This window comes from Psychrobacter sp. BF1, from assembly GCF_019279065.1.
Lineage (GTDB): Bacteria > Pseudomonadota > Gammaproteobacteria > Pseudomonadales > Moraxellaceae > Psychrobacter > Psychrobacter urativorans.
In genome coordinates this window covers 216,931-237,067 of the sequence record NZ_JAGYWV010000002.1, presented here as the reverse complement: position 1 = coordinate 237,067, position 20,137 = coordinate 216,931, and the positions used below count along the sequence as shown (strand labels likewise).

Sequence of the window (20,137 nt, the reverse complement as noted above, 5' to 3'; positions counted from 1 at the left end):
TCTGTTTATTGATAACCTGCTGTAGGTATAACAAAATGTTATTATAACAAACTCATCTAAACTCACGACCACTCTTTTTGCCTTTTCACTCAACAGTTAGCTTGTTAATAAATAGAGGTTTATTAGCCGGTTTTAGGAAGTTTATTAGCGAGTGGTTAGAGTATTTATTGGCTGATTGTTACAGTCATTAATAACTAGCTATTAGTTGCTTATTAGGGCGATGATTGCAGTAGCTAGCAAATAAAGTAGCTGTTGAATTAAGCAACTGTTAAATAAAGCAACTATGCCCGCAAATCGCTGAGTATTGCTTTACCTTGAGCCACCCAACATTCTTTGTCAGGTCCTTCTTATGATGCAATTGCCTTACAGTTTTGCCAAGCGCCATCAGCTATTAATCCTTTTGGCTATTGATCCTGAGCTGCCGCCGACCTTAGTATTGACTAAGGCGACGCCGCTATCTGCTATCAACGAAGCAGTACGGTTTTTGCAGCAGCAAGGTATACCAAGTGTACCGACTTACGAGAGCATCAGTCCTGAGGATTTTGAAAAGCGCATGAATGCGGCTTATTCGGGTAACACGGGCGAGTCGCAACATATTGCTGCTGGTTTAGAAGATCATCCTGACCTAGATAGCCTAGCGGATAGTGTTCCTGAAACCGAAGATCTTATGGACAGCCAAGATGATGCGCCTATTATTCGTCTTATAAATGCACTGCTGTCAGAAGCGATTCGTCTCAATGCCTCAGATATACATATTGAGACTTTTGAGAAGCGTCTAGTGGTGCGTTTTCGTGTCGATGGCGAGCTCAAAGAAATCATCACTCCCAAAAGACAGCTGGCACCATTGCTAGTATCTCGTATCAAAGTCATGGCTAAACTTGATATCGCTGAGAAACGAGTACCACAGGATGGTCGTATCAGTCTCAGGTTAGCAGGCAGAGAAGTCGATGTTCGTGTCTCGACGCTACCTTCAAGTTTTGGTGAGCGAGTAGTGATGCGGCTACTAGATAAGCAAGCTGGGCGCTTGAATATGACCTATCTAGGCTTATCTGATGACGACTATCAACAGCTTAAGCGCTTGATCTATCAGCCACACGGCATTATTTTAGTCACCGGTCCTACAGGCTCTGGTAAAACCACTACTTTGTATGCAGGCTTAACTGATCTTAATGATCAGACTCGCAATATCTTGACCGCTGAGGATCCTATTGAGTTTCAGCTCGATGGTATTGGACAGACACAAGTGAATAATAAAGTTGATATGACTTTTGCGAAGAGCTTGCGGGCTATGTTACGCCAAGATCCAGACGTAGTTATGGTCGGGGAGATTCGTGATCTTGAGACCGCTGAGATTGCTGTGCAAGCCTCATTAACCGGTCACTTAGTCCTATCAACTTTGTACACTAATACCGCTATCGGTGCAGTAACTCGTCTGCAAGATATGGGCGTAGAGCCGTTCTTATTGTCATCCTCATTGATAGGGGTAGTCGCTCAGCGTTTAGTACGTACTTTATGCAGCCATTGTCATAGTTGGCAAGTAGCAGATCCTGAGCAAGCCAAGCTATTTAACGAGATTGATCTGCCAATCGATAGCGTAATAAAAATACCTAAGGCGGTCGGTTGTGATAAGTGTAATCAATCAGGGTTTAAAGGACGTACTGCGCTATATGAAGTCGTCCCTGTGGATGATACTTTGCGACGAATGATTCATAGTAATATCGCAGAGTATGAGCTGGAGGAATACGCGCGTAAAAACACTCCTTCTATCCGTGCTGATGGACTACGTAAGGTGCTGGCAGGACGTACTACTTTAGAGGAAGTGCTACGCGTCACTAAAGAAAGCGCCATGCTCGATGCTCGATGACGCTGTGGTTATTTAACAGCAGTGTTTATTTTAAGGCTTTTTATTGAAAAGCTTTGGTTATCTAAAGTCTTTTTATAGTTAAGCCTTGGTTATTAAGCTTAACTATAAAACTATTGAGCGAAATTTATTTTGCAGCAATACATTCAATCTCAACACTAGCACCAGCGGCTAGCTCTGTAACCCCAAAGGCTGAGCGTGCTGGATAAGGCTTACTCAGCTCGCTCTGATAGACTTTATTGAAGTCGCCAAAGTCGTCCATATCAGTCAACATAGCGCTACACTTGATGATATCTGACTTTTGATAGCCGTACTCTAGCAATACCATTTGGATATTGTCTAGTGCTTGCTTAGTCTCAGTTTTGATACCGCCTTTAACTAGCTTGCCATCTTTAAAGCCAATTTGACCTGACATATATAAAGTATCGCCAACTCGTACAGCTTCTGAGAACGGGTATTTGCCACCATCACCCAAGAACAGCGGTGCAGATTTGCTATAAGTAGGATTAGCAGTAGTGGGGGCTGCATTGGCGCTGATAGCTAAGCTCAACGTGCCAGCGGCTATTATTAGTGGTATTAATGGAGTTGCTAGTAATGGGGCTGCTAAGCGACGCACTACAGCGCTAGTCATTTTGCTAGGGTTGCTAAACATAGAAGCTTCCTTATTTATAATAGTATTATTTGCTTTTCTGATGATGGTTGTTGAGCTTAATGATCGACAAAGTCGCAACTTATATCAGCAGTTATTTATTCAAATCGCTATTCGACTGTGAGTCCGCTGCTGGTTTTACGTTTTTACTGTTACTGTTACTGTTACTGTTATTGCCTTCACGTCTAGCTTCAAGCTCAGACTTAGGTATCCAAGCCCAAGTCATCTCAACTACTATAGGATCGCGCTCACTATCGGACTCCCGATCATTGATAACGCAAGGGATAATCATCTCACCTTTAGGAGTATTTAGAATTTCCAGACGTTGCTCATCTGATAAAGTAGCGATAGCCGCTACTTGACCTTTTTTAAGCGGTCGATAAAAATTAACGGAGTAAGACTTTATTAATAATACTCGATCCATAGGTAAGTTCAAACCAAGAATAAAACCAGTAGCCGTTTCAGCGAGTAAAGTAATAGCAACGGCATGAATAGAGCCGATATGGTTCTGAACGTTTTTACTATTATTTAGACTGACGACTACTTTATTAGGCTCAACAGTTTCATAATACACGCCAGTAGTGCCAACATAAGGCACCACTTTGCCAAAAGCCTTAGATAATACTGTAGAGCGTGCAGAGGCAGGCAGATATTTAGTCACTGATAATAGTTTGGTAAACTGATTACTAATCGGCTTCAGTTTATCATTCAAAACCTCTGTTTGAGGAGTAATAGCTTTCGCAATTTTGGTAGGTAACTTGGCTTTGTTGGATAGTTTATTCAGTAATTCTGACATAGCGCATTCCTTGGATTTGAACAAAACGATAGCAGTTAATTGATACAATAAAAGCAGTAATGCTATGATTATTAAGATATTTATTAATTAGTATCTAGATTTATGTGGCCAGCTTTAGCTAGGCTAGTATCTCAATGCTATTACAACTATGGTAGCATTAACTGGCACTTTACTAATACTCATAACATAGACTGTTGCGCTTATAAAATAACCTTAGTGGAGACTTTAATTTCTAATTAACCACAGGTTACTGCGTTTGCGCTCTTTTGCTTTACTAGGTACCTTAAGCAAGTGCTATCTCTCTCAACAGCTAGGTTTATTATGCGTGACATTTCTGTGAATACTGCTACTAACGTTATTTATACGGGGGTTGCTGGTACAGGCAAGACTTATCAGTTGCTACAAATCGCTCAACAGTACACCGATCAGTTGCCAGTTATTGACCATCAGCAACTGTTGGCGCAACTGCTACAGCCACTGAGCTGGCGAGAAGTCGTCTGTTTAGTCATGCTGGATTTACGAGCTGAGCAGCAGGATTTAGCAAAAGTACCTGAGATTGTAGCGCATGAGTTATTCATCGCTAAAGCGGCCCAAAATGCCCGAGCAAAAAACCTTAATAATACCGCTTGGTCAGTGCTACAAATGTACAGTCCAGTAGACTCTAAAACCGTCAGCTGTGATAACCGTGCTAGCCAAGCTTACTTCGATAAAGATGAGAGTGGCGCTTGGTATTTATTGGCAGACAGTTTGCCATTACTGACTGATTTAGCGCAGCAGTTGACTGAGCTTAAACAAATGCAGGATGAGCAGCAGCCTAAACAAGGCCAAAGCTCTAGCGCTCAAAGTAGTCAGCGTTTTAGTATGGTCAGCTTCCACCAAGCGTATGGTTATGAGGAGTTTGTGGAAGGTATTCGCCCAGTGCTCAGCGCCGGTACTCAGAACCAGCAAAGCAGTCAAATGCACTACGATATCCAAGATGGGGCTTTTTTAAAGTTATGTCAGCGGGCAGCTAATGATCCTGAGCGGCGTTATGCGATGCTGATCGATGAGATCAATCGTGCTAATGTATCGCGAGTATTCGGCGAGCTGCTAAGCCTAATTGAGCCAGATAAACGTAGTGGTCAAGAGCAAGCTATGCAAGTGAATTTGGCCTATTCTGGTCGAGCCTTTGCCGTGCCTAATAATCTTGATATCTATGCCACTATGAATACTCAGGATCACTCTTTAGCGCCACTCGATATGGCGATGCGACGCCGTTTTCGCTTTATCGATTGTCCGCCACGGCCAGAATTATTAGCGACTATCCAAGTGCCTGATAGCCTAGAGAATGAGATTTCAAACCCGCTTAAACTATCAACTAATGCTGCTAATAATGCTCCTAATGAGCAAGCAGTGACAGTTATAGATTTAGCAAAAGTTTTGACTGGTTTAAATCAGCGTATCATACAAATATTAGGGCCAGAGGCACAATTGGGTCATGCTTTTTTATGGTCAGTGACGACTCTTAGCCAGTTACAAACCGCTCTTATTGAACAGATTATCCCGCAATTGGCGCAAGCTACGGGGGGACAGTTGGCATTACTACAGTATCTATTTAATGATGAGCAGCAACCTTTGTATGCGCAGTTTATTCAGGATAGTCAGGCGCATTTTAATAGTCAAACTAACATTCAAGCTGTCTATAGTGACCCTATGTTCAATACCCAACAGGCGCTGTTAGGTCAGTCGATGGCCGCTAACAGCTATCAAGTTAATGCGCAGCTGGTTGCTAGAACAGGTACCTTCGCTAAGGCTAATGTTTATCAACGCTTATATTAATCCGACAGTAGCTATGAGAAATCATCAATACCTGTATATAGGGGGTGAGGTTTTCCAGCTATTAGCAACTATGCTGATGCTCAAAACCATGCTGCTACCCAAAACTATACTAATACTCAAAAACATGCGGTTACCTAGAACCCTAGTGATACGGATGAATCGTAGATGCCAATAGATACTATCAATAGCCGTCAGCCCCAGCTTGCGTCAGTAAATAGACGTGGCCCATCGACTAGCAAGCATCAACAGATTGGTTTAGAGACTTTAAATAATTTAATTATTAGTGTGTTTGAGCATCAACGCTTGACGGCAAAAGACTTTAGCCAAGCTAGCGATTTTAGTTGGTTATTAGCGCAAGAGTTTGAGGTCTTCAGTTTGAAGCGCCAGCGTGGGCAGTGGCAACTAAAAGTAGGGCATTACATCGGTGTCATCATGCTCCCTAGTGGTATGACTCTTGAGATACTGCCTAAGCCTATCGCTACTGACCATAACGCCAGCACTAATGGCACAAGCACTTATGATATAGCGCTTACCCGACAGTGGGTGCAGCAAATGCTCAGTGATCTATTCGACAAGGATAATAACAGGTTACCGCATCGTAAAAACTTAGCTCAAATCAGTACTAACTTGCAACCTTTGCCCTCCTTACCGATGCAGCCTTTACCTTTGTCTGAGTGGCTAGTAAAGCAGTTTTTACAGCTACTACCACGCTATCGGCCAGCCCATCATTATCAGGCAATTGTTCAGAACAAGAGCAGGCTACAAGGTAAATTACTGATTAAAGAACAACTGCGACGCAATGCTAGGCAGCCGCATAAGTTCGTCAGCGAAGTTAGTAGTTTGAGTATAGACATGCTCAGCAATCGCTTGATAAAGAGTGCTTTAGTATTGCTTGAGCCGCTGGTGGTTCGATCATCGTGCTCTGAGCACTCTAATGGCTCAATAAGGATTTTGCCAGCACAGCCGCTACTGGCTTGGCAAGCGGTAACGGCCTGTAATCAATACGAGTTGCGCCAGCTCGATAGTTTATATTTATCAGCGAAGCGCCAGCTAGCTATGCAACCCTTAGCACGTGAACAGCTGCAAAGCGCTCAGCAGTTATTAGAGTGGGCCTACTGGCTGCTACAGAGGCAGCAGCTAGCTGTGCAGGTAGGTAACAGCCTGAGAGCCAACAACAGTGCTCTGGCGGCAGCTAGGCAGCCAAGGCTATGCATATTATTCAACATGAACCAAGCTTTTGAGCAATGGGCCAGTTTACGCATCGCTATGAGTTTTGAGCAGCTCGATACTAATTATCAAACCATATATCAGTCGCAGCACAGTTGGCTAAGAGATAAGTGGGGTCAAAATTGTTTGTCTATGCGCCCCGATCTTTTGATTGGCAAGCGGTTTACTAGTACGAGTGATAGTCGTGATGCTGATAGCGTCAATGGTTTTTGCAACAATACTCATCTTAATACCAATAACAATGCTGACAATGCTGTTGATCAAAATCATCATCACCAGCTCAATGGTGCTCAAGACTCTTTTAACTGTAGTCACGTGATCGATATAAAATGGAAGGCTTTAGCACAGCCATCAGCTATCAGTGCCAGTGACGCCTACCAGCTGACCAGCTATGCCCAAGCTTATCAAGCTGAGCAAGTCTGGTTAGTTTATCCGGTTGCTAATGCCAGTATTAATAATATTCACCGACCTACTGTGTTGAAACAGCACAGGGCTACAGAGCACTCTGACCGTAGCCAGCAGGCAGAGTTATGGCTAATGCCGTTTAATGTCCTAACCGCCACCTTAAATGACTGGCCGCTAGTGACAAAGTAGAGCCTATTAGCCATAGAATTGCGGTTTTAATAAAAAAATAGCTTTTATTTTAAAATAATTGAAAATAGGTGTTGACAGGGAGGCCATAAGCCCTTAATATGTGCACCTCGATAGCGAGGAACGTTAACCAGTTAGCAGCACTATTAACCAGTTAATACAATCGTTTTATCGAGGTAATAGAGAACATCGGAGTGTGGCGCAGTTTGGTAGCGCATCTGGTTTGGGACCAGAGGGTCGTAGGTTCGAATCCTATCACTCCGACCATCTATTTTAAGAGCCTTACAGGCTTTTTTTTATGTATAAAGGTTTAGTTGTTTATAAGCCTAGATAGGTAAAAAGCCCTTAAGAGCGCCTGTAGCTCAGCTGGATAGAGCATCTCCCTTCTAAGGAGGTGGCCGCAGGTTCGAATCCTGCCAGGCGCACCATTTAGCCTGAAAATATTGCCTATTATTGGCAACAGTTATGGCGGTTGTAGCTCAGTTGGTAGAGCCCCGGGTTGTGATCTCGGTTGTCGTGGGTTCGAGTCCCATCAGTCGCCCCATATTTTATTCTGTATAGTTCATTAAATTTATAAAACACCATTTGCCTCTTTTGGCATTTTTTTTCGTCTGCGTTTTTAGTTGCTCCCTCTACTCTCAATTGCCAGTATATTTAAAGTATTGGTCATCAGCCTCATTTATCAAACCTTGCTATATTTACCCCTCTAAATTTAACCGATATGCAGCGTACTTATATTCTTACTTAAAGTCCAAAATAAGCGATTTACCTTGTATGATGGCTATTGAGTAGTTTATTTTGCTATGGTTGACTAATCAGTCAAGACACCATTAAGGAAGTAGGTTATGGACGCACTGAGTGTATTACTACAAGAAGTGCATTTGATTGAAACAAAATATCACCGTTTAAATGGTTGTGGTGATTGGTCTTATTCTTTTTCTAGAAAAGACACTATTATGTTTTATTTAGTACTATCTGGTAGCTTCTGTATTGATATAGGCAATGAAGTACGACAAGCGAATACTGGTGATACGATTATGATTTCTAACGCCACTCAGCACGTGAGTTATGCGTCACATCACAATGGCGATAACGCCAAACCTTTAGATGACTTACTGACTATTGATGACAGTGATATCCTGCAACTTAATAGTGGCGATGATAACAATGCTTGCTTAATATTGATTGAATGCCAGTACGATAAACAAATGATTCGTCCTTTATTATCAGTATTACCCTCTATGTTGCCAGAGCTAGGGGTCAAATCAGATGGTCGCTTCGGCGTTATGGATGTAGAGGTTAAGCTATTAGCCTTAGAGTCTGAGCATCAGCGTATGGGCAAGACAGCGGTGATCAATCATTGGGCTAGTATTATGATGATTGAATGTTTACGCACTTATATAGAGAGCTTGCCTGAGGCTACAGACAGCTGGTTACAAGCCATGAAAGATCCCTATCTGGCCAAAGCACTAGCAGCGATGCATGATGCGCCTAATAATAACTGGACTATTCATAGGCTTGCGGAAGTCGCTGGCATGTCACGATCGAGCTTTGCGCAAAGATTTAAGGACGTAGTGGGCATGCCGCCACTGACTTACTTGATTGATTACCGACTACGGCTAGCAGCACGCTATTTACGCTTGCAACAGAACAGCATTAGCCGGATTAGTGAGTTAGTAGGTTACGCTTCAGACTCAACTTTTAGCCAAGCATTCAAACGCGTTTATGGGGTTTCGCCAAAAGCTTATCGTCAGAAGTATCGCCAAAAGCTAATCTCCTAAGGATCGATGCGGTGATCGAAGGTTCAACACGGCCTAGTAGTTCTATTTTATTTACACGGATCAATGGCTCTTAGTCAGTAGCTTTGACTATTGAGGCAAGCTACTAAAGCCATAGCGTTAAGGTGTTTTTTAAGCCTTAACGCTATTTTTTTGTCGCTGTTAAAGCAATTGCTGCTGGCTGAGTCTTTGCTAGTAGCACAGCTGACAAGCTAAGTCAGTTAAGGTACTATAGAGCAGTTAATTCACTCATATATATTGTATGATCGCTATTTAGACAATCTACATTTTTGACTGGTGATAGTAAGTTATGACTCGACCCATTTTGAAGAGCAGCGCCAAAGTAGCGCTTACCAATAGCAATGAGGCCGCAACTGCCGACATTATCGTAGAGGGGCTTGGCTGTGAAGACTTGACTACTACGCAACACGATTCGCTGAGCTTAGCGTCAGCAGTATTGAATAAAGCTGAGCTGTTAGCGTTGTTCACTTTGCCTGAAGCGTTTAGTGCTAATGTTAATACGGATGTGAGCGCTGCTATTAATAGTGCCGCTGCTGTCAATTTAGTTGATGCTGAGATTAACAAAGATACTATCGAATTAACGGTCGCTGAGCAGCGTTTAGCGCTTTATCATCGCCAGCATCAGCGTACTCGGTTATTGTATCAAGCCTCTGCTAGTAGTCGGCCAACTTATCTAGTCCAAAATCTAAAAACGCAATTTGTAGAATATCAGCAATATTTACTAGCACAGCAGCTAGATAAACGTGGGCTTATCGATATCGATGCCATCGAGCGTTTGTGGCAGCAGCTGCATGTAGTGGATGACATCATCGCTGATATAGTGCGTCATATGCCCGCTCAACAGCCCGCAGGCTGGCAATTGACGGCGCAAGATGGGCACAATCCTCTAAGTATGCCTACTGTTGGCAAGCTCAAACACTTGAAGCCGATAGCCGACTTAGCTAGTCTTAACAGTTATGTGCTCAGTCATTTTGGCGTTAGTAGCTTTACTTATGATCGTGGCTATTATATTGGTCATGTGGTCGGTTATTTATTCAGCTGTTATTTCTGTGCTCATCTGTCTATTAATTATGGGGTGACTGCACTTGGCGAGCATGTGGTACTGGATTTTGATTATGCTAGCCTTGACACTCCTTATATGGTGCGCTTACTTCAAGGACTTGATGGCTACTGCAAAAAACGTATTTATCAGCTGGCGGTTATCTGTGCCAGGTTAAGTGTTTATGCTTCTGATAAGCGTATTGAAAGAATGTTGATCGCTGAGGTTAATGATTTTGATAAAAAACTACAACAGCAGCACTTAGATGTTTTATTATTGCAAGGAGTAATGCCTGAGAGCAGTGATCCGACGCCTCTTTTTTGACTATAGGTTTTGCTCCTAAAGCGCCAGTTGCCGTTTGACTATTTAATGGCAATCTACCTATTAACTAATTATGAACTGACGATTTATCTACAAACGGTTGAGCGCTAGGTATAAAAGAGCTAATCGCTACCGTCTTTTGCCCACTTGCTTTAGGATAATCAAAGCTATGCCTGCTTATCATTATAAGGCCCTTGATGATCAAGGAGCCGTTCAAAAAGGCTTGCTTGAGGGTGATTCTGCGCGACAAATACGTCAGCAGCTACGTGATAAGCAGTGGACCCCAGTCGATGTTAGCGCTGTCAATGATAAGCACAGTAAACATAAAAGCCGCTATAAGAAACCCTCTGCTTATGAGCTGGCACTACTGACCCGTCAATTATCAGTCCTACTTGCGGCCGGCATTCCCCTAGAAGAAACCCTCGCTGCTGTCGCCAAACAATCCCCCAAGACCCATATTAAGTCTTTGATGCTAGCGGTGCGTGCGCATGTACTAGAGGGCTTGAGTTTAGCTCGATCCTTACAACAAGCCGCCAGTTTCCCACCGCTATACATTGCTACTATTGCTGCTGGGGAGAAATCTGGACACCTTGATCTGATCCTTAATCAGCTGGCAGATTACACCGAAAACCGCTTTGCACTGCAAAAGAAGATCCAAGGTGCTATGGTTTATCCTATCGTCTTGATGGTTATGGCTTTGGCGGTGATTATGGGTTTGATGAGCTTTGTAGTCCCCAAAATAGTCAAGGTATTTGAGCAATCTGAGCAAGCGCTACCATTAATCACTCAAATCGTGCTGTCCTTGTCTAACTTAATCACTCAATGGTGGTGGTTAATGCTGATAGTTTTAGCCAGTATTAGCTTATTATTCTATCGTTTTGCGCAGACGCAAGCAGGCAAGCTAACCTTAGATAGCTTAGTCCTCAGATTGCCGATATTGGCACGTTTATCTAAAGGTCTTAATGCGGCGCGTTTCGCTAGTACTCTGGCGATATTAGTGCGCTCAGGCGTACCGCTAATCGAAGCACTACACATTGGTGCGGCTGTTACTACTAACTTACATATTCAACGCAATATCATTACCGCCGCTGATCGGGTTACTGAAGGGGCAAGCTTATCCAGCCAATTGGAAAAATCCAGTTATTTTCCACCGATGATGGTACAGATGATCAAAAGTGGCGAAAACTCAGGCGAGCTTGAAAACATGCTTAGTCGAGCGGCAAACATGCAAGAAGCTGAAGCCACGAATTTTATTAGTACTTTATTATCCTTACTAGAGCCGCTAATGTTAGTGCTGATGGGGGTAGTAGTAATGATTATCGTCATGGCCGTCATGCTACCTATCGTTAATATGAATGACTTAGCAGGCTGATACCTACTACGGCGCACTAAGTTGACTCAATAGCGAAAATGGCCCAGTCAAATCAGTCAATATCTTCTAAAGATTATAGCTGGCCTATAACCCTTGTATAATTAATCCTCATTAACCACCCCTTTAGACTCACTCCTCTATATAGCGGATATTTACCGCTAAAGTCCCAAATAGCATCAATAGCTTCGACGGCTGTTCGACAGGGATCTGCAGGCAAAATCTAGATGAATAGCACCCAGCAGTAAGCCTGTATCTAGTACTGAGCAGCGACGGCATTCCTATACTTTCTATTACAGATGTTTTACTTAATTTAGCTTTAGGTTTCTTAAGCTTTACTTACTGTATTAGATTGATGCTTGATAAGGGTTTTTACTATTACTAGCCAATTCATTGGTTTATAGTGGCCAATGTCAGGTTGTTGTCATGTATAGCTGTGGTTTTAGTAATGAGTAATCACTGATAGCATTAAAGACCAATAAGGTATCAATAATAGCTGTCAGAGGTAGAGAACAAAGGTAGATAAATTTAAAACCATGGTCTATAGTGACTAAGGTCTAATTATTTATTTCAGTATGAACTACTACAAGAGTGACGACATCAGTGATGACTATATTTAAGCAAAGCCAATGTAAGCCAAGCCAAGCAAGCTGTTTTGAGCAACAGGCTATAGACAATACTCAGCTAAAAATTATAAATAAAACTAGCACTATAATTTTACCTACTCATCGCCAGCAGTCAGGATTTACCCTGATTGAGATTATGGTAGTTATTGTTATTTTGGCTATCTTGGCAGGCTTAGTAGTACCAAAAGTGGTAGGACAAAGCGACAAGGCACGAGTCAAAACCACGGAAACGGCGCTAGCTACTGTCTCTAACGCTCTAGACATGTACAAAGTGGACAACTCCCGCTACCCAACCACAGCCCAAGGCTTGGATGCGCTAACTACACCGCCAGCAGATGCTAAGAACTACCCTGAAGGTGGTTATATCAAAGGCGGTTATCCAACCGATGGTTGGGAGAATGAAATGCAGTATGTGGCTCCTGGTGCTGAGGGTAAGCCTTATGACTTGTTCTCTTTGGGAGGCGATAATCAGCAAGGCGGTGAAGGCCTAGATGCTGATATCCATGCTCAGTTATAGTTATAAACTATAGATACCCAGCCAGCCAGATAGCTATCGCTGCTTGCTATCAATTGAGAGTCAATAGCTAGTAACTCATAGCTTGATAGACAGACGCCTAATATCAACCAGTAACGAGTTATTGGTTGATATTTTTTATGAGCGTTTTAGTACAGTGGGTTTAATAAGATTCTTACCGAAGCGTTTAGCAATGACAGGGTTTATATAACCTACAGTTGAATCAGTAACAATCGCCCTCATGATTATAAAACTAAAACCACAGTTCTAACCCATAACCGCTATAGCGCTATAAATTTTTATAGATCATATCTAACTATAAACCGCTCTAAACATCAGCAATAAAAGGTAGCCCTCCATGTTCACACAAAAATCAATACCCAAAACCGCAAGCAGCAAAAAATCTTCTATCTTGCTGTTGGCCTTGACTAGTATTTCTCTAGTAGCCGGATTAAGCGCTACCACTATGACTACGCAAGCTGCTGGTTTGAGTGATTTATTTGGTAATGACCAAATTGCTTCACAGTCGAAGTTTCTTCCTGTTGATAAAGCTTTTCAAGTCGTTAGTAGTAATAAAGCCAGCACTCAAGGTACGGTATTGTCTATTAACTTTGACATTACTCCTGGCCACTACGTCTATAAAGACCGTTTGACCCTAACTTTTCCTAAGGGTGTGCGTGCTACGCCTTTTAAGTTTAGTCAGTCGCCCGTATCCATCAATGATCCGACTTTTGGTAAAGTACCAGTATTCACTCAAAGAAACATGGTGGCGACTACTACTTTGACTTCTACTAATGGCAAGCCTATAAAAAATGCTGCCCTAGTGATTGGCTGGCAAGGCTGTGCCAAAGCAGGTCTTTGTTATCCACCTGAAAAGATCAAAACTACTGTAAATATAGCTCCAGCCCGTAAATAATACCTAGCGCAATGACTAGCATCTACATCGCTATTAATGGCGTAGCTATTAGTTTAGTAGCTACGCAATCATTGGCAATAAAAGCTGTAAGTAAGTATCCTGTATCAATATCTACAGTTTCACTATTAATCAGTACTAATCGGTAATAACAAGGTAGCCTTCATGTCTAGAAAGACGCCAAAACCATCATCAGTAGCAATAACGCCTACTGCTAGTAAAAAGTCTTATTTATTAGCTTTTGCTATTGCTAGCAGCGTACTAACGGTTGGGATGGGCGCTACGACTAGCCAAGCTGCCGGCTTAGGCGATTTGTTTAGTAATGATAAAAGCGCTACTCAGTCAAAATTCTTGCCAGTAGAGCAAGCTTTTAAAGTCACTAGTAGCAGTAAAGCCTCAGCTAAAGGCACAAGTTTAGCAGTGAATTTCACTATCACGCCTGGACATTATGTCTATAGAGATCAGCTGAAGTTAACTCTGCCAGCTGGTGTGATTGCAGCACCTTTTACTTTTAATCGCACTGCCGTATTAATTGATGATCCAACTTTTGGCAAAGTGCCAGTATTTGATCAAGCCAATATGGAAGCGACCACTACCTTAACTAGCACTAATGGCAAAAGTATAACTAGCGCAGCGGTAGTTGTTGGCTGGCAAGGCTGCGCTAAAGCAGGTCTTTGTTATCCTCCTGAAAAGATCAAAACTACCGTTAGTATTGCTGCTATCCCACAAAAATCAGCGCCTGTTAATACTATTAAGGCCGCTGCGGTAACAGCCGTTGTTAGCTCCCCAGCAAAAAACGCTAGCGCTGAGCCAGCAGTTGTTGCAAATGATGAGGCTGTAGAATCTGCTAATACTGAAGGCACCACTAGCATCTCCGGTGCGGATACTGCAACTATATCTGCTGCAGACACTAGTACTATCTCCGGCGCAGATACTGCAACGGACAGTATCTCTGGGGCGGATACTGAGACTAGTACTATCTCTGACACTGACACTGACACTGACACTGACACTGACACTGACACTAGCACTATGTCTGGCGCTGACAGTAGTCCAGTAGGGGATGAGGTTAATGCTACTGAGGCCAATAACGGCTTATCAGAAAGTGATCCATTTGGACTAGCAAGCCACCCTTGGTTGGCATTATTGTTATTGTTTTTAGCTGGTCTTGGCTTGGCATTTACCCCTTGTGTGCTACCGATGTTACCTATCGTGGCAAACATCGTTGCTCGTCAGCAGAATCCAACGGTCAAAAAAGGGGTGATACTGACTACTAGCTATGCGGTAGGGGTTGCTATCGCTTATGGTATCTTGGGAGCCGTGATTGCGGTATTCGGTGAGTCTCTAGGTATCATCGGTTGGCTACAGAACCCAATAATATTGATTAGCTTTGCTATTATTTTCGTATTATTAGCGCTCTATATGCTCGGGGTGTTTACTATACGTTTGCCACGTTTCATTACTAGTAAAATGCAAGGCTTAAGCCAAGCTGGTGATAGTAAATTGGGTAGCGCTGGGGGCAGTCTAGCTGCTGGCTTTTTATCGGCACTAGTTGTATCGCCTTGTGTATCAGCACCCCTATTTGGTGCCTTACTGGCGGTCTCCACTATTGGTAGTCCACTGCTAGGTTTTGCCGCTTTATTTATGTTGGGCTTTGGTTTATCAGCGCCACTTATCCTAATTGGGGCGACTCAAGGTAGCATCATGCCTAAAGCTGGCGAGTGGATGAACTGGGTCAAAGTAGGCTTTTCTTTATTACTATTTGCGGTGGCATTGCTATTAGTTGAGCGCGTATTTATATCGTCATTTATGCTATTAGTTTGGGCACTTTGGTTTATGGTAGTCGCTACTTGGGCTTGGAGCTGGTTGGGCAAAGGCCGGATGCTTACGCAAGCATTAGGGTTAGTCGCTGGTATTTGGGCGGCAACTTTAATTATTGGCGCCGCTTTAGGTAACGATGATAGTTTACACCCCTTAGAATCGTTAGGAGCTGCACCGATGATGATCCAAGCAGCTGGTGGAGCAGGCAATCAAGAGCTAGCAGCGAGTAATGCTACTGATAAGAATATTACTACCTTAGCAGAGCTGGATGTCATCACTGCTGCTAATGCTAAAGTGTTAGTGGATGTCACTGCTGAATGGTGTATCGAATGCCGGATTATGGATAAGAATTTGTTTACTAGTCGTCCAGCACAGATGCAAGGCTGGCAATTAGTGCGCTTAGATATTACAGATACCAATGAAGACTCAAAAGCTATCTTGGCTCGTTATAAGCTATTTGGTCCGCCGACGTTGCTGTATTATAAAGACGGTGAACTGGTGAATAAACAAGTTGGCGAAATAGGCCGTGAAGAGTTCGAACAGACTTTAACTACTTTGAATAAATAAGCCAAAACCACTACCTCGCTAGTGAAAGTAAGAATCAGCCAGCGCTATTAAAATAGTTGCTGGCTTTTTTTGTCAAATTTTTGCTAATGAAGTTTAAACTATAATTATCTCTCTACTAACAGCGCACTAGCTATCAAAATATAGTGATTAAATCGGCTGTGTGAGTTAGAAACAAAGGGGATCACTGAGATCTAATAGTGACTTAGTACTATAACTAACCGCAATGCTGCCGACTAAAGCACTATAGGCTGGCACATTAAATATGTGATAAAGCTAGTATAGTAGATATATATTCATTACAATAAAGTAACAATTTCAACATGCTATAGTGTTGGTTTATTAACGGCTATTGCGTTATAAGATTTTCCAATTCACCTGTTTTTCCTATCTTTTAGACCATCTGTTGGCGCTACCGCCAGTTAAGATAAAGGATCTCTATGTCTGCCGATTTTATCTCACCGCGCCACAGCGTGACTTTTTTGCCTACTTATTTAAGTATCGCCATTGGTGTGACGCTCAGCTGTTTTGCGTTTTCAGCGCAAGCAGCAACTAGTAAAACTTATAACGAATTATCAGTATCAGATGTGTTAGTCGAACAAGATAATAAGGCACCAAAAGTTATCTATAATCGCCTAAAAACCCCTAGTACGCCTGTTAGTAGCCAAAAAACGGCTAGTGAAGAATTGGTAGCTAAGCAAACCCAGCTATTCTTTGACTGCACGCAAGTACAGACTGATGGCGCACGCTTAGCTTGTTTCGATAAAGTGGCCAATCAAGGCGAAACTAATCTAGCGACAAAACAGTCACTAGACTTAGTAAAAACCCTCAAGACCACGATATCGGGTAGTCCGCAAGTGGTATTGACAGTAGATACGGATCTTGATAATGAGCAGAATACGGATCGATTACTGGCCAATCAAGATGCTGATAACGAGCCATTAAGCACTGTAGGCTTGACCAAAAATGAAGCTAAAGTGTTAGAGGATGCTGGGGTCACGCAAACTGATCTTGAAAAGTATACGCCATTAAGTTTGGCTTATGATCTCGATAAAAACAGCGAGCGCGGTACTTGGACCATTCGTCCCCATAACCCAAACTATGTGTTGCCACTATTTTATACGGCTAAGCCTAATCTAAGCCCAAATAGCCCGTCACTAGATGGAGGAGAATTCACTTCTAATGACATTCGCAACACTGAGTTAAAGTTTCAGTTATCGCTAAAATCCAAAGTTGCCGAAGATTTATTTGGTACTAATGCTGACTTATGGTTTGGTTATACCCAAGATTCGCATTGGCAAGTTTATAATGAAGATAACTCACGCCCTTTTAGAGCCACTGATTACCAGCCAGAGATTTTCCTGACTCAGCCTGTAACCGCAAATCTACCTTTTGGTGGGCGTTTACGGATGTTAGGGCTAGGGGCTATGCATCATTCAAACGGCAAGTCTGAACCAGTATCACGCTCTTGGAACCGAATATATCTAATGGGCGGGGCTGAATGGGGCAAGTTCTCTATCGTGCCACGAATATGGGCGCGCGTAAAAAATGAAGATGAATCTAGTGAAGATAATGCTGATATCGAAGATTTTATGGGTCATGGCGATGTAAAGTTCTTGTATGATTTACCTAAGCAACAGAGCATAAGTGGTACCCTCCGCTATAATACCAGCACTAACAAAGGCGCAGCTCAAATTGATTACGTTTATCCTTTGACTAAGAACGTCAATGGCTATGTGCAGTTATTCCAAGGTTATGGTGAGTCGATCATTGACTATAACCATGAGACTACAGCTGTTGGTGTCGGGATAGTACTTAACGACTGGAAAGGGTTTTAGAGTCACCCGCTTATACAAAACAGAGTTTGAGCCAGTTAGCAATTGCTTGCGCTTGAACCTGTTTATTTAGCTACAGATAACCACATCCACCCTAATTGATAAGGAGCTTCTATGCACAGAATGGCCCCTTATCAAGCAGGTATCTCTATAGCAGAATATGTTAATAGACGCTGTCAGCTATGCCATATTCAGCCGAGCAGGCTGGTAATTAATGCCATTGAGACTGTCACTAATCCTGTAACCCGCCTAACTCATTACCTTAATAGCGGACTGCTATGTAGCCATTGTCAAGATAGTATAGTCTGGCTACCCCCTTCTTTTGCTGTCGATATTGCGCCAGCTATCTCTTTGCCTATTCAGGCAGCTACTTACTACCACTATCCTATTCGTCCTGCTTTTCGTGCTTTTAAGCACTATGAAGATATCAGTAAATTACCTCTCCTAGTCCATATTTTACGGCAGTTACCACGGCCCAAAGGCTGTCATCATGCTAATAGCGTCATCGTACCTATGCCTACTACTAACAGTCGCTTGCGCAAGCGTGGTTTCGACCCAGTAACTATCCTATCAGCATATTTGGCCAAACACTGGCAGATTCCCTTATGGAAAGGAGTGCAGCGCACAGACAGTACGCTTAGTCAGCAAGGTTTAACTCGCGCTGAACGCCTGAGTAATTTAGATAACGCTTTTGCAGTCACTAAGTCACCAACCGTCAAACGTTTATTATTATTTGACGATATAGCGACTACTGGTGCTAGTTTGCAAGCATTGGCAACTACCTTACATGCACACTCTCAACCTTCTAGCCGCCAACTCATAAACAACTCTGCTGAGCATGCCTCTACTGAGCATCCTTCTATTAACAACCCCTCTATTCACACTCCCTACCACATGACTGCCTACGCTATCGCCCATGGCAGTAATGACTCCCTTTAGCTACTTTAGTCAGGGTAACTAACCTTGCACTGCTATGCGTAGCACTGTTAACTCGTAGCATTTTTTTAGCTATGCTAAATAGTAGACATTTGTCGTATTTTTTATAAAAGTTCAGTGGTTAATTTTAATTCCTATTAGCATTACTGATAGCTGTTATTAAGCAAATTGCTTTACGATTTCAGCAGTCATTACTACTCTATGGGTATTTATAAATATGCTGGAATGAAAATTGCAGCCCTTAGGTATAAATTCTTCAATACAAACTGTTAAATATTAACGCTTTAGTAACAACCATTAAATAGCATCGATTGATATAAGTTATAAAAATTATTCATAAGTTGGTAAATAGGACAGGGCGGTGAAAGTAATTATAAATAGCTTGTTGGATAGAAAAAAGACGACTAATGCTGGGTTTACTCTGATTGAGCTGATGGTAACGATTGCAGTGATGGCTATTATTGTCACTATTGCTGCGCCTAGCTTTAGTACTCAGCTAGCCAATCAGCGGGTTAAGTCGACGGCAGTAAATATACAGAGCGCTCCAAAAGAGGCTAAGGCTGAAAGTATCATTCGCCGTCAGAATATTACGGTTGTTGATAACCTTAGCTTAAACACCATAGCCTTAACAGGTAGAAATAATACTCTCATCGCTACTTATAGTGTCAAAAGTCAAAGTACAGTAAGTCAGGCTATTAGCCCTAGCAGCGTTACTCAAGTTGTCTTTCAACCGAATAAGCTCATAAGTGGAGCAAGTACCGAAGTTGTCTATACTATCTGTGATGATAGCTCCGATAGTGAGACCCCAAAGCAAGTGGTGGTCAATAAAATCGCTAATATTAGCATTATAAATGCTGGGAGCTGTTAATGAAGATTGATGACACACAGGCAGGCGTAGGACTAGTAGAAGTGATGGTTGCACTATTGTTATTAGCGGTGGCCATACTAGGGTATAGCGCGCTACAAGGCCAAGCTATAAAAGCAACTAATGAATCGTTTGAGCGTTCGCAATCGATAGTAATAATGCGCAATATAGCAGAAAAAATTCACGCCAATCCTTTCGCAATCGAAACTTATCAGACTAATATTAATAACGTAGACACAGTTACCGCACCTAGTATTCAGTGTGGCCTAGATGGAGCAGCGGTAACCACTTTATGTACTCCTGTCCAGTTTGCAGAAGCTGAAAGCTATAAGATCAAAGCGAATTTACAAAATTATGATTTCCAAATACAGATGCATCCTTGCCCGAATACTGGCGGAAATGGTGCTGATGTGACAAGCAACATTATGTTTTCGTACTGTTTGATTTCAGCCTGGGGTAATACCACAGCTACTGTTGGCAGCGACGAAGACACAGACTGTTTAACGGCAACAGTTATTGATGTTGACGAGGTGGTAGAGCAAGTAGGTGGTCACTATCATTCTAAAGCTACTTGCATGATGATGGAGATATGA

At 42.5% G+C, this 20,137-nt stretch carries 15 protein-coding genes and 3 tRNA genes; 16 read left to right on the top strand and 2 right to left on the bottom strand.

The features are described 5' to 3' along the window. Positions 1-349 precede the first annotated feature (349 nt). Complete coding sequence (gspE, locus tag KZA12_RS03870) at positions 350-1,864, top strand: type II secretion system ATPase GspE (RefSeq protein WP_218689287.1); 1,515 nt, start codon at positions 350-352, stop codon at positions 1,862-1,864. Between the two features lie 124 nt (positions 1,865-1,988). Here the strand turns inward: gspE and KZA12_RS03865 are convergent, their stop codons facing one another. Together KZA12_RS03865 and KZA12_RS03860 are read right to left on the bottom strand one after the other, a co-directional pair. Then, positions 1,989-2,513, bottom strand: a complete 525-nt coding sequence (locus KZA12_RS03865) for a RidA family protein (protein WP_256932815.1) — start codon at positions 2,511-2,513, stop codon at positions 1,989-1,991. Positions 2,514-2,604: 91 nt separating this feature from the next. Continuing rightward, entirely contained in the window at positions 2,605-3,306 is a 702-nt protein-coding gene (locus KZA12_RS03860; protein ID WP_218689286.1) for a DUF4442 domain-containing protein, read from the bottom strand. Between the two features lie 321 nt (positions 3,307-3,627). Between KZA12_RS03860 and KZA12_RS03855 the strand changes: the two genes are divergently transcribed. From KZA12_RS03855 to pilV, 15 genes are all read left to right on the top strand, one after another. Further along, positions 3,628-5,124: an McrB family protein gene (locus KZA12_RS03855; RefSeq protein ID WP_218689285.1), complete on the top strand. Its 1,497-nt coding sequence runs from the start codon at positions 3,628-3,630 to the stop codon at positions 5,122-5,124. A gap of 165 nt (positions 5,125-5,289) precedes the next feature. After that, on the top strand, positions 5,290-6,945 hold the full coding sequence (locus KZA12_RS03850; RefSeq protein WP_218689284.1) for an McrC family protein: 1,656 nt from the start codon (positions 5,290-5,292) through the stop codon (positions 6,943-6,945). Positions 6,946-7,132: 187 nt separating this feature from the next. Beyond that, positions 7,133-7,209, top strand: a tRNA-Pro gene (locus KZA12_RS03845). Positions 7,210-7,293: 84 nt separating this feature from the next. Beyond that, positions 7,294-7,370, top strand: a tRNA-Arg gene (locus KZA12_RS03840). 40 nt (positions 7,371-7,410) lie between these two features. Then, positions 7,411-7,486, top strand: a tRNA-His gene (locus KZA12_RS03835). Positions 7,487-7,787: 301 nt separating this feature from the next. Next, the gene (locus KZA12_RS03830; protein ID WP_201621734.1) at positions 7,788-8,723 is read left to right on the top strand and encodes an AraC family transcriptional regulator; all 936 of its coding nucleotides are present in this window, start codon (positions 7,788-7,790) and stop codon (positions 8,721-8,723) included. A gap of 307 nt (positions 8,724-9,030) precedes the next feature. Further along, a complete protein-coding gene (locus KZA12_RS03825) occupies positions 9,031-10,104 on the top strand; it encodes a hypothetical protein (protein WP_218689283.1) in 1,074 nt (357 codons plus the stop codon). A gap of 166 nt (positions 10,105-10,270) precedes the next feature. Continuing rightward, positions 10,271-11,473: a type II secretion system inner membrane protein GspF gene (gene gspF / locus KZA12_RS03820; protein ID WP_201621735.1), complete on the top strand. Its 1,203-nt coding sequence runs from the start codon at positions 10,271-10,273 to the stop codon at positions 11,471-11,473. 603 nt (positions 11,474-12,076) lie between these two features. After that, positions 12,077-12,613: a type II secretion system major pseudopilin GspG gene (gene gspG, locus KZA12_RS03815; RefSeq protein WP_306301021.1), complete on the top strand. Its 537-nt coding sequence runs from the start codon at positions 12,077-12,079 to the stop codon at positions 12,611-12,613. A 355-nt stretch (positions 12,614-12,968) separates the two neighbouring features. After that, positions 12,969-13,526, top strand: coding sequence for a protein-disulfide reductase DsbD N-terminal domain-containing protein (locus tag KZA12_RS03810; RefSeq protein WP_218689282.1), 558 nt, complete (start codon positions 12,969-12,971; stop codon positions 13,524-13,526). A gap of 162 nt (positions 13,527-13,688) precedes the next feature. After that, positions 13,689-15,911, top strand: a complete 2,223-nt coding sequence (locus KZA12_RS03805) for a protein-disulfide reductase DsbD domain-containing protein (RefSeq protein ID WP_218689281.1) — start codon at positions 13,689-13,691, stop codon at positions 15,909-15,911. A gap of 437 nt (positions 15,912-16,348) precedes the next feature. After that, positions 16,349-17,746 (top strand): phospholipase A, encoded by a 1,398-nt coding sequence (locus KZA12_RS03800; RefSeq protein ID WP_201621738.1) that lies wholly within the window; start codon positions 16,349-16,351, stop codon positions 17,744-17,746. Between the two features lie 111 nt (positions 17,747-17,857). Then, a complete protein-coding gene (locus tag KZA12_RS03795; protein WP_256932814.1) occupies positions 17,858-18,682 on the top strand; it encodes a ComF family protein in 825 nt (274 codons plus the stop codon). Between the two features lie 358 nt (positions 18,683-19,040). After that, entirely contained in the window at positions 19,041-19,547 is a 507-nt protein-coding gene (locus KZA12_RS03790; protein ID WP_373416578.1) for a Tfp pilus assembly protein FimT/FimU, read from the top strand. Beyond that, complete coding sequence (gene pilV, locus KZA12_RS03785) at positions 19,547-20,137, top strand: type IV pilus modification protein PilV (protein WP_218689280.1); 591 nt, start codon at positions 19,547-19,549, stop codon at positions 20,135-20,137. Before KZA12_RS03790 ends, pilV begins: the two co-directional genes overlap by 1 nt.

Excerpts from the sequence above, each read along its gene's own strand:
- KZA12_RS03825 (WP_218689283.1), top strand. The coding sequence starts at position 9,031 with ATGACTCGACCCATTTTGAAGAGCAGCGCCAAAGTAGCGCTTACCAAT.
- KZA12_RS03830 (WP_201621734.1), top strand. The coding sequence starts at position 7,788 with ATGGACGCACTGAGTGTATTACTACAAGAAGTGCATTTGATTGAAACA.
- KZA12_RS03810 (WP_218689282.1), top strand. The coding sequence starts at position 12,969 with ATGTTCACACAAAAATCAATACCCAAAACCGCAAGCAGCAAAAAATCT.
- KZA12_RS03850 (WP_218689284.1), top strand. The coding sequence starts at position 5,290 with ATGCCAATAGATACTATCAATAGCCGTCAGCCCCAGCTTGCGTCAGTA.
- KZA12_RS03800 (WP_201621738.1), top strand. The coding sequence starts at position 16,349 with ATGTCTGCCGATTTTATCTCACCGCGCCACAGCGTGACTTTTTTGCCT.
- pilV (WP_218689280.1), top strand. The coding sequence starts at position 19,547 with ATGAAGATTGATGACACACAGGCAGGCGTAGGACTAGTAGAAGTGATG.
- gspG (WP_306301021.1), top strand. The coding sequence starts at position 12,077 with ATGACTATATTTAAGCAAAGCCAATGTAAGCCAAGCCAAGCAAGCTGT.
- KZA12_RS03865 (WP_256932815.1), bottom strand. The coding sequence starts at position 2,513 with ATGTTTAGCAACCCTAGCAAAATGACTAGCGCTGTAGTGCGTCGCTTA.
- gspE (WP_218689287.1), top strand. The coding sequence starts at position 350 with ATGATGCAATTGCCTTACAGTTTTGCCAAGCGCCATCAGCTATTAATC.
- KZA12_RS03805 (WP_218689281.1), top strand. The coding sequence starts at position 13,689 with ATGTCTAGAAAGACGCCAAAACCATCATCAGTAGCAATAACGCCTACT.
- KZA12_RS03860 (WP_218689286.1), bottom strand. The coding sequence starts at position 3,306 with ATGTCAGAATTACTGAATAAACTATCCAACAAAGCCAAGTTACCTACC.
- KZA12_RS03795 (WP_256932814.1), top strand. The coding sequence starts at position 17,858 with ATGCACAGAATGGCCCCTTATCAAGCAGGTATCTCTATAGCAGAATAT.
- gspF (WP_201621735.1), top strand. The coding sequence starts at position 10,271 with ATGCCTGCTTATCATTATAAGGCCCTTGATGATCAAGGAGCCGTTCAA.
- KZA12_RS03855 (WP_218689285.1), top strand. The coding sequence starts at position 3,628 with ATGCGTGACATTTCTGTGAATACTGCTACTAACGTTATTTATACGGGG.